Origin of the sequence: Candidatus Magnetaquiglobus chichijimensis (genome assembly GCF_045865675.1) — a bacterium.
Taxonomy (GTDB): Bacteria; Pseudomonadota; Magnetococcia; order Magnetococcales; family Magnetaquicoccaceae; genus Magnetaquiglobus; species Magnetaquiglobus chichijimensis.
In genome coordinates this window covers 366694-383087 of sequence record NZ_BAAFGK010000005.1, presented here as the reverse complement: position 1 = coordinate 383087, position 16394 = coordinate 366694, and the positions used below count along the sequence as shown (strand labels likewise).

The following is a 16394-nucleotide window of genomic DNA, read 5'->3' as shown; positions in this document are numbered from 1 at the left end:
GTGTATCCTGAGGTTTATCGTAAGCATCAGCAAAACCCCAGGACCAGAAACCCCGGCCCGCGCGTCGCGTGGTTTCTCCCCTGTCCCCCCATTCGCCGGAGTCTTGCCCGTGCCACGCGTCAGCATCATCATGGCCTCTTACAACCATGCCCCCTACGTTGGCGCGGCCATCTCGAGCATTCTCAACCAGACCTGTCAGGATTTCGAGATCATCGCCACCGACGACGGCTCCTCGGACGGCACTGCGGATGTGATCGCCAGTTTCAACGATCCACGCATCAAGCTGGTGCGGTTTCCGACCAATCGCGGTTCCTGCTGCGCGGTCAACGACGCCATCCGCCGCGCCTCGGGGGAGTTTCTGGCCCCGCTCAACTCCGATGACATGTTCCTGCCGGACAAGCTCGAAATCCAGGTCGATTATCTGGACCAGAATCCCCAGGTGGGCGCGGTTTTCGGCTATCCGGCTTTCGTGGACGAGGCCAACAACCCCATCCCGGCGGATCAGACCTTCGCCAACCAGATCTTCTACGTCCCCAATCGCAGTCAGGCCGACTGGTTGCGGCAGTTCTTCTTTGCCAGCAACTGCCTCTGCTACCCCACCGTGATGGTGCGTCGCGCCTGTTACGACACCATCGGTCTTTACGACGAGCGGCTCTCCCAGGTCGGCGATTTCGACACCTGGGTGCGGCTGGTGAGCCACTATCCGATCCACATCATCGAGGGGCGTTTTCTGACCGCCTATCGGGTGCTGACCAACAACCAGAACATCAGCGCGCCGCGGGTCGATTCCCACCGGCGGCTTCTGTGGGAGCTGCCCCATGTGCTGCGTCACTACCTGGCCCTGCCGCAACCGCTCTTCGAGGAGACCTTCGCCCCGGAACTGCGCGAGCTGGGCCTGAATCCCAACGGCAACCGGGCGGTGCTGCTTGGTCTGATCTCGTTGCGCACCGGCAACATCTCCACCGTCCGCTTCGGCATGGAGGCGATGTTCCAGGGTCTGCCGGCCCAGTTCGATTTTGCCGCTCTGCCGTGCGGTCTGCAACCCAACACGGTCAAGGATCTCACCGGCCAGATCGACCTCTACCAGGCCGTGGCCATGCCGGAGAGCGCCCCGCCCCCACCGGCGACCCCGGCGCCCACCGGAGCGATTGCCGCCCCGCCTCCCCACGACGTCACCCCCCACCCGGCCCCCATGCCGGTCAACGGTCTGCGGCTCCATCTGGGGTGCGGCAAAAACATCCTGCCCGGCTGGATCAACATCGATCTGGAGCCTGCGCCCGAGGTCTTCTGTCACAACCTGGAAAACCCCTTGCCGTTTCTGGAAAACAGCGTTCTGTATGTCTACTCCGAGCACTTTCTGGAGCATCTGAGCGCCGACGGCATCATGACCCTGCTGGGCGAGATTCACCGCGTGCTGCTGCCGGGTGGGGTGCTGCGTCTTTCCACGCCGGATCTGCGGGTGCTGATCGACATGTATCTGCGCAAGGATCTCGGCGAGTTCGCGGCCTTGGGGTGGTCCCCCTGCGAGCTGATGAACGAGGGGATGCGCGCCTGGGGCCATCGCTACGTGATGGATGCCGAGGAGCTGGCGCGGAGATTGAACGCGGCGGGCTTTCCTCTGGTCAAGTGGCTGCCGTGGCGTCAAAGCTCGCTGGCCGAGTTGAACAATCTGGAACAGCGACCCTTTCACGGCGAATTGATCTGCGAAGTGCAGAAGCTCCCGTGACTTTCCATCCAACCGTATGGCGACCCCCATGACCACCCGCGATCACAACCAGGAGTACCAGGATCACGCCGACAGGCTCTATGCCTACGACTTTGACGGCATCATCCGCCACTATCTGCTCAAGCGGCTCGCGCCCCATTTCACCAACCGGTCGAGCGCGTTGGAGCTGGGCTGCTATCTGGGGGACATGACCGCCCAGTTGCTCGATTACTTTGACGCCATGACCGTGATCGAGGCGGCCAGCGACCTGGCCGACCAGGTACGCGCCCGGTTCCCGGCGCGGGTCGAGGTGATCACCGCCACCTTTGCCGAGTCCCGTTTCGAACGCACCTTCGATCAGGTGTTCCTGATCCACACCCTGGAGCATCTCGACGACCCGGTGGGAGATCTCAAGCGGATGCGCGACTGGCTGACCCCGAACGGTCGGCTGTTCGTGGCGGTGCCCAACGCCCGCGCCCTCTCCCGCCAGATCGCCACCGAAATGGGCTTGATCGACCACCACACCGCCGTCACCCCTGCCGAGGCCCAGCACGGCCATCGCCGCACCTACAGCCAGGATACCTTTCTGCTGCATCTGCGTCAGGCCGGTTATCGGATTCTCGACCACGGCGGGATTCTGGTCAAACCCTTCGCGAATTATCAATTCGATCAGGCCATGGCCCAGGGGATCATCACGCCCGCCTATCTGGAGGCCTGTCATGTCCTGGCCAAGAGCCATCCGGAGCTGTCCGCCTCGCTTTACGCGGTCTGCGCCCGGCCCGATCATGCGCCACTCTCTTCTGGATCCCCCGCATGAGCCAAGAACGTCCGATCTACGTCACCCGGCCCTATCTGCCGCCCCTGGAATCGTTCGTGCCCATGTTGGAGGAGATCTGGGAGAATCAGATTCTCACCAACTGCGGACCTTTCCACCAGAAATTCGAGACTGCGCTGCGCGAGCACCTGGGTGTCGAGCACATCGCCTTGTTTGCCAACGGCACCATCGCCCTGGTGGTGGCGCTCCAGGCATTGCGCATCACCGGCGAGGTGATCACCACCCCCTTTTCCTTCGTGGCCACCGCCCATTCGCTGCTCTGGAACGGCATCAAGCCGGTCTTCGTGGACATCGATCCCGAGACCCTCAACCTCGATCCCGAGCGCATCGAGGTGGCCATCACCCCACACACCACCGCCATCCTGCCGGTCCACTGTTACGGCACCCCGTGTGATGTGGCCAACATCGGTCGCATCGCCGATCTGTACAATCTGCGGGTGATCTACGATGCGGCCCACGCCTTCGGGGTCCGTCATCAGGGGCAGAGTCTGTTGCGGCATGGGGATCTGTCGGTGTTGAGTTTTCATGCCACCAAGATTTTCCACACCTTCGAGGGGGGTGCCATCGTCTGTCCGGACGAAAAGACCAAGCAGCGTATCGATCATCTCAAGAATTTCGGTTTCGCCGATGAGGTGACCGTGGTGGCACCGGGCATCAACGGCAAGCTCAACGAGGTGAGTTCCGCCTTTGGTCTGCTCTCTCTCGAGCATCTTCATCTGGCCCAGGCGCGTCGTCAGGCGATCGACGCCCGTTATCGTCGCGAGCTGGCGGAGATTCCCGGCATCCGGCTCATATCGATTCGTGCCGGCGCGGAGCACAACCATCCGCACTTCCCCATTCTGATCGGACCCGAGTACCCGTTGAGCCGCGACGCGTTGAATCTTGAGATGCGCGCTCACGGCATCATCACCCGGCGTTATTTCTATCCGTTGATCTCCAACATGCCGATGTATCGCAATCTGCCCTCCGCCAGTCCGGCGAATCTGCCGGTGGCCAACGAAATCGCGCTCAAGGTGTTGTGTCTGCCGATCTATCCGGAGTTGAGTGACGCGGATCAGACGCGGATCATCGGGCTGGTGCGGGATGCGGGAAGAGCGGGAAGAGCGGAGAAAAACGGGACGGCACAAAACTGATGGGGTCCAGGGGCCAATGGCCCCTGGTAGGGTTCGGGGCGAAGCCCTGAGGTTTTGATTTTTTCCTTTGTGACTTTGCCTTTCGCGCGCTTTTCACGAGAAGCCCTTTTTCGCGTTTTTTGCGAAAAAGGGCGCAGCGCGCGGGTCTCATGTGCCGTGAGTCGTTGCCGGTTTTGGGCAACGACTCACGGCGAATTGCTCGGGGGCGGGGCGGCTCGGGGCGGGGCGGCGTCACCGGCGCCCGGAGTTTTTGGGCCATGTTCGCGGGAACGTTTCGCCAAAAGCGCGAAACGTTCCCGCAGCCAAGGCAGCGCGCAGCGTTTTTTCGCCAAAGGCGCGAAAAAACGCTTTTTTGTAGAGCGCGCCAAAGTCAAAAACAAAACCTCGGAGGCTCTGCCTCCGAACCTCCGCCGGGGACCTTGCGGTCCCCGGTCCCCTGCAACACTTGGAACGAATGGATCCCCCCCACCTGGAACGAATGGCCCCCCCACCCGGAACGAATGGTCCCCCCTCTTGACAATCAGGAAATCTGCACCACGATATCTTGCAGCACCGAACCAGCCTTGGCCAACTGATCCGCACAGTTGGACATGTGACGATACACCTCGCGACGCTTGAACATGTCCATCACCTGCATCATCGCCTTGGGCGCAGCATGGACCGGATTTGCATCCAACGCCTGCATGAAAGCGTCATCCGCATGGAACAACGAAACAAGCGCCTTGCGATAACACTTCTCGGTGGTGCGCTCCGCTTTCTTGGCCGCCATGGCATCCTCGGTGGCCGCCAGGGGCGTGGTGGCGAGCTTCTTGAAACCGGCATTCAGCGCGACCACGCCATCACGCATGATCTGCGCCATCTCCAGAGTATAAGCGTCCGGAGTCAGTTCCAAAACCTCCATTTCACGCACCGTGGTCTTGGCGTAGTTGATGATCTGATCGATGGCCACCACCGCACGGTAAATGTCCTCGCGATCCAACGGCGTGGCAAAAGCCTGATTCAACACCGCCATGTTGCGCGCCTTGATCTCGTCGCCCTTCTTCTCCAACTCGCGAACCTGAATGCCCTGTTGAACGTCGTGAGTCTCCATGAAACCCACCAGGGCATGCATGGATTGCAAACACACCTCACTATGCTCGACAAGCATGCCAAAAAAATCCGGCACAGTCGGAAAAACGTTCTCAAGGATTCTTTCGGTCAACGTTTTGGCATTGCCACTCATGATCAGACCTCCCTCTGGAATGATTGAACATCCTTCTTTGGTAATCTTGACAAAGCCGGTCAGGATTACGCACCGGCTTTGTCCGTTGGGAGGCATGCTAGCGAAAGAATGTGAAGGGGATGCGAGTGGTGTGTAAATTAATGATGAACAATTGATGAAAGCTTTAATTTCAATGTGTTGTCCGAACAGGCAAGATCATCCGACTCCCCATGAACGACCAATCCGGACCCATTTTCCCCATCCGGAAGCACTCTGTTAAAAATCCATGCACCGTCTGAAGCGCGCCCGACAACGGTCGCGTCACGGGTTCCAGATCAAGCGGACCATCCCCGCGCGGCTCCCCGTCTCCCCGGTGGCCACGAATCCCGCCCCCCGATAGAGCCGCAAGGCCGGTTCGGACCCCTCCCCCACCTCCAGCTCGATCGACGCCGCCCCGCGCCGACGGGCCTGGTCCAGCACCTGGTCCAGCAATGCCGACCCCACGCCGCGACCGGCCCAATCCGCCTCGACACTGACATTGGTGATGTAGCCGGAAGTCTCGTTCCAGTAGATCGCCACCAGCCCCACCAGCCGTTCCCCATCCCACGCCTCGACGGTCATGGCGCGCGCGCGCAGTTTGTCGGCATAGGCGGGGATCGCCACCCGGCTGCTCAACGGGGGGACGAACCGGTCATCGCAGACGGTCAGATGGCGCCGGATCTCCGCGGATGGGGCGGTGTCGATCCGAAGCGCGGGCCCGGTCATGGTTCCAGCAAAACGGCGGCGCCAAACCCGTGCCGGCCAAAGGCGTTGCCGTTGTAAAGGAGAAACACCCGCCCGTCGCGGGCGAACAGATGGGGATAACACTGCATCTCCCCATCCCACCCGCCGGCATCCCCCTCGAGGGTGCCCAGCTCGTCGGCCCGCTGCCAGTCGCGCCCGTTTTCGGACCAGGCATGGCCGATCCGATAGCCGCGACTCCGGTTCTGACGGAAATCGTCCGCGTGGCGGTAACAAAAAAGCATGTGATACAACCCGCCATGCTCGAGCACGCTCGGCAGGGCCTGACACTCATCCGGACCCAGCCGGTCCGGGATCAACTGGCGACCCGCCTCGGACCGCTCCCAGATGAGGCCATCCTTCGAGACCGCATGCCCGATCTTGTAGATCCGATCCGGAGGGGCGTCCGGGGCGATCCGTTTCCAGCCGGTGCCGAAGATGTACCACATGTGAAACAGCCCATCGAGCACCCGCACGAAACCGTCGCACACCAGACAGGGCTCCTGGGGCGCGGCGGAAAGCACCGGTCCCGTGCCGACCCGCTCGAAGGTGGCCCCCTGGTCGTGGCTGACCACCAGACCGATGGCGGTCTCCACCGACACCGCCACCCGCCGGCTCCAGCCGCTCGTGTAACCGAACACCTTGTCCTGGTGGGCGAGGATGTTGATCGGAAAGATGCCGTGCTCGTCGAAGCAACCCAATCCCCCCAGCGGCAGCACGGTGTGATCGGCGACCCCGAGGATCTCTCCCAGATCCGGGGTGAAATCCACATAGGCCACGCGGCTGAAGAACTTGCCGTTGCCCGGATCCACCGAACGGGTGGAAAAGTAGATGCGCGTCCGGTCCGGCAGAAGCAGGGTCTGGGGGGATTGGGCAAACTCGACGCACCCATCCGGCAGGGAATGTTCCCTGGGATCGAAGATTTTTCCCAGTTTGCGCCACGACAAACCCGGACCACGCTTTTCAGTCATCGAGATCTCCTTGCAGTTCCGCCAGGCCAAAACCGTATCGACCCACCTGATTGCCCAGATAGGCCATGTAGACCTTGCCATCCAGGGCGAAGACATGCGGATAGCTGATCATCTCGTCATCCCAGCCGCTCGGGGAGATGTCGATGCCGGCCCGGTCGTCGTGGCGCCGCCAGTTGACCAGATCGTCGCTCACCGCATAGCCGATCCGATAGCCCCGCTCCCGCCCGCGATAGCCGGTGCTGTAACGATAGCAAAAGAACATGTGATAGCGGCCACCACTGAAAAAAACGTCCGGGCTGGCCTGGGCCTCGTCCGGCTCGACCCGCGACGGAAGCAGATCCTGGTTGTGACGGATCCAGTGGATTCCATCCTCGGAGTGGGCCATGCGGATCTTGTAGACCGGTTCGGCCCGACCATCGGCCAGAATCCACTTGCGACCCGCGATGTAGAACAGATAATAACGGTCGTTGAAACGCCGGATCTTCGGACCGCTCAACACGAACGGCTCGTCCGGAGAGGCGGAAAGGATCGGTCCAGAACCGAACCGGGTGAAGGTCTCCCCGCCGTCGCGGCTGATCGCCAGTCCGATGGCCACATCAAACGGCACCGATTCGCAGCGGGTCCAGCCGCCGTAATAGGCCCACACCTCCTCATGGCGCCGGATCACCGAAACCGGATAGACGCCGAACTCATCGAACATCCCCAACCCCCCCAAAGGCAGGATCGGCGCCTCGGCCACCCGCACGATCCGGAACGGATCCCGACGATCCAGCTCCACGAAGGACGAATAGCTCACATAACGCCCCTGCTCGTCCGCCGGCGGACGGCAGGAGAAGTAGACCCGCACCGTCCGATCCTGGATCAGCACCGCCGGTCCCTGGGCGAACTCCTTGAGCCAGGGACGTCCGGTCACCTCTTGCGGGTTGAAGAGTTTTCCGAGTTTTTTCCAGGTGAACATCGATGATCCATCCTCTTTTCCAGACGGGTAATGATCGGACGCCACGCGTCAGAGCAGGGTGTAACCGGGGAGAAACCGTTGCTGGATCTCCTCCACGGTATTGAACATCATCACATCGAGAATCGACAGCCACGGCACGAACTCCGCGTCGAACTGCCGGTATTCCACCGGGTCGGCCTGAAGAAAACGCAGCTCGATCCCCTCCTCCGCGAACGCGGCGCGCTCGTAGAGCGACTGGCCGCCGATGGGATTGACATAAAGATCCGTGCCCACCGCCCGGCACAGGGCGATCACCTTCTCCTGGGCTTTCAGGTCGTGATCGATCGGCACCCGCGACGAAACCACCCATTCGGTCTGGATGCCGAGATGGTCGCACACCCGATGCAGACCATACTCGAGAAACGCGAACAGATTGGGATCCGGGTGACGCAGAATCCCCTCGGCAAGCTGATAGACCGCCTCGAAGCAGGGCGCGCGCCGGTAGGTGCCGTGCAGGCGGTTCAAGAGCGATTCGGGCTTGAAATCGCTTGCCAGGTAGCGCGCGCCGATATCCAACCCATCGGAACCGGCCATCAGAGGCAGGGAGAACCAAACCGGCGCGCCATTTTGCAGAATGCGGTTGCGATTGATCCACCCCTTTTTCGTATATTTGATGTTATCATAGACGACGAAGCGATCCACGGACCGGATCAGCTGGAAATAGCCGATGTAGGGAAAAAAATAGGGCTGCATGATCGCGGTGCGCACGCTTGATCGACTCCGGTTTCCGATTGCCATGTTCGACTATGCGATCATAGACCGTTTCCACGCCGAAGCCCAGACCGCTCGGGAACGTGCCTGGAGCCTTGCCAGCGGCCAGGCCACCCGGTCACGCATCGACAACACGCCCATGGGGGCTCCACGGTTCCAGGCCGGATCGAGGGTTGACCTTGCTAACGATCGATGTCACGCCTGGTTCGAATGATCATGAACACCGTTCCACCCAGGTTGGAAGGAAAGGAAAGCGACGATGGGCGGGTTTGACTCCCGTATTCTGGTGGTGGACGACAAACCGGCCAATCTGCTGGCCATGCGCCGACTGCTGGCGCCGTTGCGCATCGAGATCCTCGATGCCGCTGACGGCGAAGCGGCCCTGGCCCAGGCGCTGCACCGGGATCTGGCCCTGATCCTGCTGGACGTGGACATGCCGGGCATGGATGGCTACGAGGTGGCCCAGGCCTTGAAAGGATTCGAGGGCACGCGCCACATTCCGATCATCTTTCTGACCGCGGCCTTCAAGGATCATCCGCACCTGCTGCGCGCCTACCAGTTCGGCGGGGTGGACTATCTGGAAAAACCCTTCGACGAGCGGATCCTGATCGCCAAGATCGAGGTCTTTCTGGAGCTGCATCGCGCCCGCCTCGCCCAAAAACATGCCATGGATCTGCTCGCCCAGAGCGAGGCAAAGTTCCGGGCCATGGTCGATCACGTCGGCATCGGCCTGATCCGGCTCGACACGGAGTATGGACAGCTCCTCGAGGCCAACCAGGCCTTTGCTGCCATGCTCGGCCACGAATCCGCCGACGAACTGCTCGGCACCACCATCATGGAGGTGACCCACCCGGACGACCTGGAGTCGAGCCGCGACGCCATCTTGCAACTGCGCGACGGACAGCTCACCTCGACCCGCTTCGAAAAACGCTACCTCACACGGGATCAAGCGGTGATCTGGGCCAGGGTGACCGCCTCCCTGCTGCCCGGTCCGGAACCGAACCGCACCTTCATCGTTTCGGCCATCGAGGATATCACCGAAAACAAGCGTCTCGATCAACGCCTGCGCGAGCAGAACGAGATGTTGAGCCACTTCTACAATCTCCCCTTCATCGGCATGGCCATCACCAGCCCGGAAACCAAACAGTGGTTATCCGTCAACGATGCCCTGTGCCAGATGCTCGGCTACAGCCGGGACGAGCTGTTTGCCATGAACTGGGCCGAGCTGACCCATCCCGAGGATCTGGACAAGGATCTCCAACAATACCAACAGGTGATCAACGGCACGATCGACGGCTACGTGCTCGACAAACGCTTCGTTCGCAAGGATGGCCGGGTCGTGGAGACACAGCTCGATGTGAAGTGTCTGCGCGGACCAGATAACCGGGTGGAACGCATCGTGGTCACGCTTCTGGATATCAGCGAGCGCAAGCACACCGAAATAACCCTGCGCAAATTGACCGCGGAGCTGGATCGATTCTTCACCATGTCCCTGGATCTGCTCTGCATCGCCGACATGCAGGGTCGCTTTCTGCGTCTGAACCGCGCCTGGGAGCAGACGCTCGGCTATCCCCTCGAAGAGTTGCAAGGGAGCTTCTTTCTGGATTATGTCCACCCCGAAGACCGGAAATCCACTCTGGAGGCGATGAATTCCCTGGAGAAGGGGAACCGGATCCTCAACTTCACCAACCGCTACCTCTGCCGGGATGGAGGTCACCGCTGGATCGAGTGGCGCTCCACCCCCTACCAGAACAATCTGATCTATGCCGTGGCCCGTGACATCACCGAGCGCAAACAGCTCGAAGAGGCGCTGCGCCACGCCAAACAGAGCGCCGAGGAGGCCAGCCAGGCGAAAAGCGCGTTTCTGGCCAACATGAGCCATGAAATCCGCACGCCAATGAACGTGGTGCTGGGCATGGCCGAGATGCTGCTGGACACCGAGTTGACCGATCGGCAGCGTCTGTTCGCACAGACCATGCACAACTCCGGCAAGACCCTTTTGGGGGTGATCAACGACGTGCTCGACTTCTCGCGCATCGAGTCGGGTCGGTTTTCCCTCAGCCATCTCCCTTACGCGCCCGGTCGGGTGACCGAGGAGATCGTCCATCTGATGCGTCTGACCGCAGAGAAGAAAGGTGTGACGATGAGCCTGGAGCTGGCCGACGATCTGCCTGGGGCCATGCTGGGAGACGAAAGCCGGGTGCGGCAGATTCTGATCAACCTGCTGGGCAATGCCCTGAAATTCACCGACCGGGGCCACATCCACGTCCGGGTGCGACGGGATCCGGAAACCCCGGATCAGCTGCGCGTCACGGTCGAGGATACCGGCATCGGCATTTCGCCCGAGCAGCAGCGGTTGATCTTCGAGCAGTTCATGCAGGCCGATGTCGGGGTGACGCGCCGGTTTGGCGGAACGGGTCTGGGGTTGTCGATCTCACGCCGCCTGGTGGAGTTGATGGGAGGGCGCATCTGGGTGGAGAGTCGTCTGGGCGAAGGGAGTTCCTTTCATTTCATCCTGCCCATCCAGGAGGTGGCACCGCCCGAGCAGAGGTGCGTCAGCGAACACCCGGTGGACGAATCATGCGCTCCAGCGCTCAAGATTCTCTTGGCCGAGGATGTCGAGGAGAACCGTATCCTGTTCGAAAACTACCTGCTGAACACCCCGCACCAGCTGGTGATGGTCGCCGATGGGATCGAAGCCGTGGAGCGAATCCAGGCCGAGCGGTTCGATGTGGTGTTCATGGATGTGCGCATGCCACGCCTGGACGGCTACGAGGCGGCGCGGCGCATTCGCGACTGGGAACGTGCAACCGCGCTTCCTCGGGTCACCATCATCACCCTGTCGGCCCACGCCATGGAGGGGGAGCGGGAGCGAAGCCTGGCAGCCGGGTGTGACCACTATCTTTCCAAGCCGATTGGCAAGAAGGCGTTGCTGGCGGCGTTGAACGCCATCGCCGCAGATGGAGGGAGATCCCGCAAGCCTGCCGGGGAGCCCGCGTCCCCCGATGGGATCGCACCTTCCGGCGTGCCGTCAAACCCCACCCTGGAGACGCGATCATGAACCCCACACTGGAGACGCGATCATGAACCCCACACTGGAGACGCGATCATGAACCCCACACTGAAGACGCGATCATGAACCCCACACTGGATGCCATCCTGCTCGGTGCGATCCTGCTGGGTTGTCTGGTCTACATCGCCCGACGCCTGCGCCGGATGTTCGCATCCAGCGGCAAACGTTCGGGATGTCAGGGGTGCGCCAAACCGACCGGATGCGCCGCCCGCCGGCCCGAGGAAATCGTCCTGATGCCTGTTGGCCGCAAACCAACAAGCAAAGACAGGATCAAAGGAGACGTCCCGGAGGCGCTGCCTCCGGACCTCCGCCGGGGGCGGTAACCGCCCCCGGTAATGACTTGAAACTTACGACACGTAGGAACAGGCGCTCGCCGCAGTGCGGGTATCCATGTCGCGACCGCGATTGGTGTGGTCGTCCACCTCGGCGGCGGTGCCGATCATGCGCCCGAACAGGAAGGTGATGAAGGCCGCGCTCTCCATGGACTCGGCGCTCACCTCGCCACGCGCATACGGCTTCCAGAGCATCTTCAACAACAGAACCGCGATCACCGCGTCCACGTTCACGCAGTAGATCTCCCGGCTGATGCCGCTCTTGTGCAGCGCATGCACCAACTGGTGGTAGAAATCCTGGAACACGTTATACGAGCCGCGCTGTTTGAAGAGGTTGTCCACGAACACCTCGCGCGGATCGAAATTCTCCGGCTTGCCCTTGAACACCGGATGGTTGACGCACGGAATCTTGGCGTAATCCATGCTCCCGGCGCCCTTGGCCTTGACCTTGTACGCCTTGTATTCGGCGGCATAGGCCATGGCCATGGCCATCAGATCCAGGCCATGATTCGGATCGCCCGGATCGGCGAGACCGGAATCCTTGAACCGCTCCATCAAAAAGGCGATCGCCTCGTAGCCGTTGCCGCCGTGGGCGAAACCGGTGTGGGAGAGGAAGCCCAGATAGGCCTTGTTGATCTGGATCCGCTCCGGAGCCATCGGGCCGTCGGCGCTGACCGCGCCCTTCGGGCCCTGGGCGGAGATGGTGCCCGGTCCGTTGGTGACCAGAAGTCCCACGAGCACCGAGAAACTGAACAGCTCCTCCTCGTTGGGGCGACGGTTGAACAGAGACAGGAAGGCGGTCTCGGTGAAGCTCCAGGATTCCAGCAGCTCGGTGTTGTCCACGCCCGAGAAGCTCTTCTTGTCCTGACGGACCGACGGCACGACGCAGCCCACCAGGGAGCTGAAAATGCGGAAGTGCCACGGCATGGCCAGCAGGGTGGTCACCGACAGACGACGACGCGCCAGGGCGCGCCAGGCCAGATGGCAGCAGATGGCAGCCAGCACCGTGCTGTCGCGCACCCCGTCGCTACCCGCGCCCAACGCCTTGACGAACTCGATGAAGACCGATTTGCAGCCGCGCGCCTCCAGGGCGCTCAACATCGACTTGCCACGCTTGCCGCTCTTCGGGGAGATCAGCACGTCGCGCGCGCCGCTCTCGGTGGCCTGGGCGAGTTGGGCCTGGAAGTCGAATTCCAGATTGTTCGGATCGGTCAGGCCGGAGTGGCCGAACAGATCGATGAGGGCCTGCACCGCCTCCCGCGCCGGCTTGATCTCGTTGGGTCCGAGCATGGCCAGACCGGTGGAGAGCACCACGTTCGGGCTGCTGCCCGCCTCGCGGGCGGCGTCGGCGGCCAGGATGCCCGGCAGACCGAAGTGATTCACGAAGGCGTTCAAGGCGATGTTGGCCATGGCGCGACCCGTGGTATCCGGATACTCCCGGATCAGCGACATCACCAGATTCTCTTCCAGGGTGTGGGTGGAGGCATCGAGCACGCTCACGCCATGCACCTGGGAGACCTGGGTTTTGGGATCCATGCGCGAGGCGCCGGAGCAATCCTTCATCGCCTGACGCGGGAAGATGGCGCCCACCTGCTTGCCCTGTGCGGCGATCTGCTCGTTGTAGGGGGCGAGCGCCTCGACCACCGGAAGCTGCAACTCCTTGGGCAGGGCGATATCCTGGCTGGAGAAGAACCAGCACTTGAGCGACAGATCACCGCGCGGCTCGAAATCGGGCTTGATGCCGTTCATCATCATCACGGCGGTCATGGCCTGGGGGATGTGGGCGATGTTGGTCACCACCGCGCCCTTGGCCGAGCAGGCCGGGGTTTCGGGGGTGAAGATCGCCCGGACCCCGAACTTCTCCATGAACCAGCGCTCCTTGGAGGCTGCGTCGTCGCCGGATCCGGCGATGGCGCCGGCGTGACCGCAGGAGCGGGTCAGCTTGGCCTTCCAGCGGCCCACCACACAGGCCACCACCGGCTTGCGGAACACCAGATCGCGTTCGTAGTATCCACCCGGCTCGATGTACATCACGGCGGCCTTGGTACGGTCGTCGTTGTGCATGGCATGGGTGAACTCCGGGGCAGCGAAATGGATGTAGACATCCTTGCCCGACGACACCGACACCGTGGTACCCCAACCGGCGGTGAGCAGGTAGGTGGCGATGGTGGTGGTGAAGTTGCCGGAGTTGGAGTAGAGGCCCACCGATCCGGGAACCAGCGACTCATGGGGAGCGTTGCCGCCCAGGGCGCCGCCGATGCGCACATGGTTGTGGGCATCGCCCAGTCCCAGGCAGTTGGCGCCGAAGACATCCACACCACGCCACTGGCAGTATTGACGGATCATGCGGGCGTGCTTGACCTTCACCTTCTCGGTGAGGATCACCACCTTCTTGAGGTCCGGGTTGACGCGCACCGCCTCGATCACCGCGTCCTTCACCCCGTCCGGTGGGACATAGACCACGGCGACGTTGAATTTCTTGCCGTCGTTGAGGGCCTCGAGCACGTTGTTGTAGACCGGAATGTCGCCGATCTTGGTTTTCAGCACCGCGCCGGAACGGCCCGGCATGACGCCGCAGACGATGTTGCCGCCGGAATACTCATGGCTGATCGGCGTGACCGTGGTGCTTTCGCCGCCCAGGATGTTGAGCACGCAAACCCGATCCTCCTTGGTGGCCAGATCGGCCAGGGAGTGGATGCCGACGAAGTAGGGAAACTCTTTTTCGCCCTTCGGATGCAGAAAATTTTGCCCCATGGCGGGCATGGTATCGATCAATGGCATGGATGACCTCGTTGTCCTTATGAAAGCGCGTGGGATCGCGAGTTTGACGAGAGTTGCACGATGGGGGGAGGCCCCCCGCCCCCCCACCCGTGGAACGCCCGGTCGGGAGTTCCACGGCAAATGCCGTTTTGTCCCGAACGGGTTACCTGACCCCCATCTTCTGGGCGATCACCTGACGGCCACCGTTCTTCATCCAGGTGTCCACGGCCACGGCGTAGTTGATCACCTCGCTCATGGCGGAGTCGTAACCGAACATGGCATGCGGGATCCCCAGGGAGTCCAGGGTATCCTTGAGATAGCTCAGACCCTGCACCAGATTGGGACCGCCGCGTCCCACCACCACGAACAGCGGCGTGGGACCGCGCTCGTTGAAGTAGGAGCGCAACCCGTCGCCCATGGCGCGGAAGGTCTCGTAGATGTCGGTATTGTTGGCCTTGCCACCGATCAGGAAGAGCACGTTGGTTTGGCCGAGCCAGTGCTTGTAGGTGATGTCGCTGATCTGCTTCATCTTCGCGTAGGGCGGATTGCCCCCGAAGTCCGAGGAGATGGTGGCCAGATCGCCCAGCAGTTCGGTCACCAGGGCGTTGGCGCCACCGCCGAAGGTCATGGCGGTGATGGTGCCGGCGGGATTGATCACATACACATCCGACTGGCCCTGATAGGTACGCAGTTGGTTGACCTCGAGTTCGTAGTCCGAAAGATGGATGCTGTCGAGGGTCGCGGGCAGGTTGAGACGTCTGGCGTTGCGGTCGTCGCCGTCGAAGGAGCACTTGAAGTCGCAGGCGATCGGGACCAGGCGACCGTTCGGATCGCGCCAGATGCGGATCGGGTTGATCTCCAGGGTGGTCATGCCGTAGTTGTTGAACAGATCCCACAGCTTGGTGATGTTCTGCACCAGCGGGCTCAGGATTTCGTTCGGGGCATTCATCTTGTCCAGGGCGTTGGAGATGACGAACCCTTTCAAACCGGTCAGGGGATCGAACGGCACCACCGCGATCTGGCTGGGGGGCAACTCTTCGATGTCCATGCCGCCGTGGTGGGTGATGGTCAGGGTGGGCGCGCGGTAGACGGTGTTGTCGGTCAGGGAGACGTAGATCTCGTGCTCGGCCTTGACGAACCCCTCGAAGGTGACCCCCTCGGATTTGGAGGATTGGTTGCCGTGGGTGTGCTCGGCAAAATAGAGACGCTCCTTTTCCTTGAGCGCGGTGCGAACATCCGTGGCCTTGCCAACCAGACCCGCCTTGCCTTTCTTGCCGATTCCGCCTTTGAAGATGGGTTTGATCAGGCATCCCCCCCATTTGTCGATCAGGGCCTTGATCTCATCGGGCGTCGCTTCCGGCCCGAGAACCTCGGCGCAGGGAAAATCGACGTATTTGAGTAATTTGGCCCCCCATTTCATGCCGGTGATTTGCATCGGTGCGGTACCTCACTCTTTTTGTGACATTGATTGAAAAATGGATCCCCCCGGATGATGCCACAACAAAAAACGGGTAAATTCGACACCGCTTGGTGCCTTCATTACCCGTTCCTTGAGCATCGTGCATGGCGGGAGCGACGGGGCTCGAACCCGCGACCTCCGGCGTGACAGGCCGGCATTCTAACCGACTGAACTACGCCCCCGTAACATGATTATGTGCGTTGCGACAGAGTTGATTCTGGATTCAACCGATACCAGTGTGTTGTCGCGGGGAGGGATTATCCACATATTGCCAGGGGGCGTCAAGGAGGATTGTGCGTGTTTTTTTCCGGCCCCTCCTGCGGGAAACCTGGGCGCCGGGTCGGGAAATCATCACGGCGTTCGCCTGGCCCGCATGCAGGATTGGTTCCTTTCCCGAACAAAGAGTTGTTGTCCCTTTCCGAAGCAGGCGGGAACCG

The 16394-nt window shown here is 61.7% G+C and carries 12 protein-coding genes and 1 tRNA gene; 5 read left to right on the top strand and 8 right to left on the bottom strand.

Translation table 11 applies throughout. The features are described 5' to 3' along the window. The first annotated feature begins 109 nt into the window (after positions 1-109). From ACOY6C_RS15515 to ACOY6C_RS15505, 3 genes are read left to right on the top strand one after another with little or no spacing between them, the layout of a single operon-like run. On the top strand, positions 110-1726 hold the full coding sequence (locus tag ACOY6C_RS15515) for a glycosyltransferase (RefSeq protein WP_420906430.1): 1617 nt from the start codon (positions 110-112) through the stop codon (positions 1724-1726). Between the two features lie 28 nt (positions 1727-1754). Continuing rightward, the gene (locus ACOY6C_RS15510) at positions 1755-2522 is read left to right on the top strand and encodes a class I SAM-dependent methyltransferase (protein WP_420906429.1); all 768 of its coding nucleotides are present in this window, start codon (positions 1755-1757) and stop codon (positions 2520-2522) included. After that, on the top strand, positions 2519-3673 hold the full coding sequence (locus ACOY6C_RS15505) for a DegT/DnrJ/EryC1/StrS family aminotransferase (RefSeq protein ID WP_420906428.1): 1155 nt from the start codon (positions 2519-2521) through the stop codon (positions 3671-3673). Before ACOY6C_RS15510 ends, ACOY6C_RS15505 begins: the two co-directional genes overlap by 4 nt. A gap of 520 nt (positions 3674-4193) precedes the next feature. Here ACOY6C_RS15505 and ACOY6C_RS15500 read toward each other — a convergent pair. The 5 genes from ACOY6C_RS15500 to ACOY6C_RS15480 all read right to left on the bottom strand — a co-directional run bounded on the left by ACOY6C_RS15500 (position 4194) and on the right by ACOY6C_RS15480 (position 8330). Beyond that, on the bottom strand, positions 4194-4895 hold the full coding sequence (locus tag ACOY6C_RS15500) for a DUF47 domain-containing protein (RefSeq protein ID WP_420906427.1): 702 nt from the start codon (positions 4893-4895) through the stop codon (positions 4194-4196). A gap of 300 nt (positions 4896-5195) precedes the next feature. Next, positions 5196-5639 (bottom strand): GNAT family N-acetyltransferase, encoded by a 444-nt coding sequence (locus tag ACOY6C_RS15495; RefSeq protein ID WP_420906426.1) that lies wholly within the window; start codon positions 5637-5639, stop codon positions 5196-5198. Then, positions 5636-6625: a glycoside hydrolase family protein gene (locus ACOY6C_RS15490; protein WP_420906425.1), complete on the bottom strand. Its 990-nt coding sequence runs from the start codon at positions 6623-6625 to the stop codon at positions 5636-5638. The genes ACOY6C_RS15495 and ACOY6C_RS15490 overlap by 4 nt, the downstream gene beginning before the upstream one ends. Beyond that, the gene (locus tag ACOY6C_RS15485) at positions 6618-7583 is read right to left on the bottom strand and encodes a glycoside hydrolase family protein (protein ID WP_420906424.1); all 966 of its coding nucleotides are present in this window, start codon (positions 7581-7583) and stop codon (positions 6618-6620) included. The genes ACOY6C_RS15490 and ACOY6C_RS15485 overlap by 8 nt, the downstream gene beginning before the upstream one ends. Before the next feature lie 48 nt (positions 7584-7631). Then, the gene (locus ACOY6C_RS15480) at positions 7632-8330 is read right to left on the bottom strand and encodes a WbqC family protein (RefSeq protein ID WP_420906423.1); all 699 of its coding nucleotides are present in this window, start codon (positions 8328-8330) and stop codon (positions 7632-7634) included. A 262-nt stretch (positions 8331-8592) separates the two neighbouring features. Between ACOY6C_RS15480 and ACOY6C_RS15475 the strand changes: the two genes are divergently transcribed. Continuing rightward, a complete protein-coding gene (locus tag ACOY6C_RS15475) occupies positions 8593-11394 on the top strand; it encodes a PAS domain S-box protein (RefSeq protein WP_420906422.1) in 2802 nt (933 codons plus the stop codon). A 74-nt stretch (positions 11395-11468) separates the two neighbouring features. Next, entirely contained in the window at positions 11469-11729 is a 261-nt protein-coding gene (locus ACOY6C_RS15470) for a hypothetical protein (protein ID WP_420906421.1), read from the top strand. 24 nt (positions 11730-11753) lie between these two features. Here the strand turns inward: ACOY6C_RS15470 and ACOY6C_RS15465 are convergent, their stop codons facing one another. From ACOY6C_RS15465 to ACOY6C_RS15455, 3 genes are all read right to left on the bottom strand, one after another. Then, on the bottom strand, positions 11754-14519 hold the full coding sequence (locus ACOY6C_RS15465; RefSeq protein WP_420906420.1) for a CoA-binding protein: 2766 nt from the start codon (positions 14517-14519) through the stop codon (positions 11754-11756). A gap of 142 nt (positions 14520-14661) precedes the next feature. Then, positions 14662-15933, bottom strand: coding sequence for an ATP-grasp domain-containing protein (locus tag ACOY6C_RS15460; RefSeq protein WP_420906419.1), 1272 nt, complete (start codon positions 15931-15933; stop codon positions 14662-14664). 129 nt (positions 15934-16062) lie between these two features. Continuing rightward, positions 16063-16139: transfer RNA gene (locus ACOY6C_RS15455), tRNA-Asp, on the bottom strand. Positions 16140-16394 lie beyond the last annotated feature (255 nt).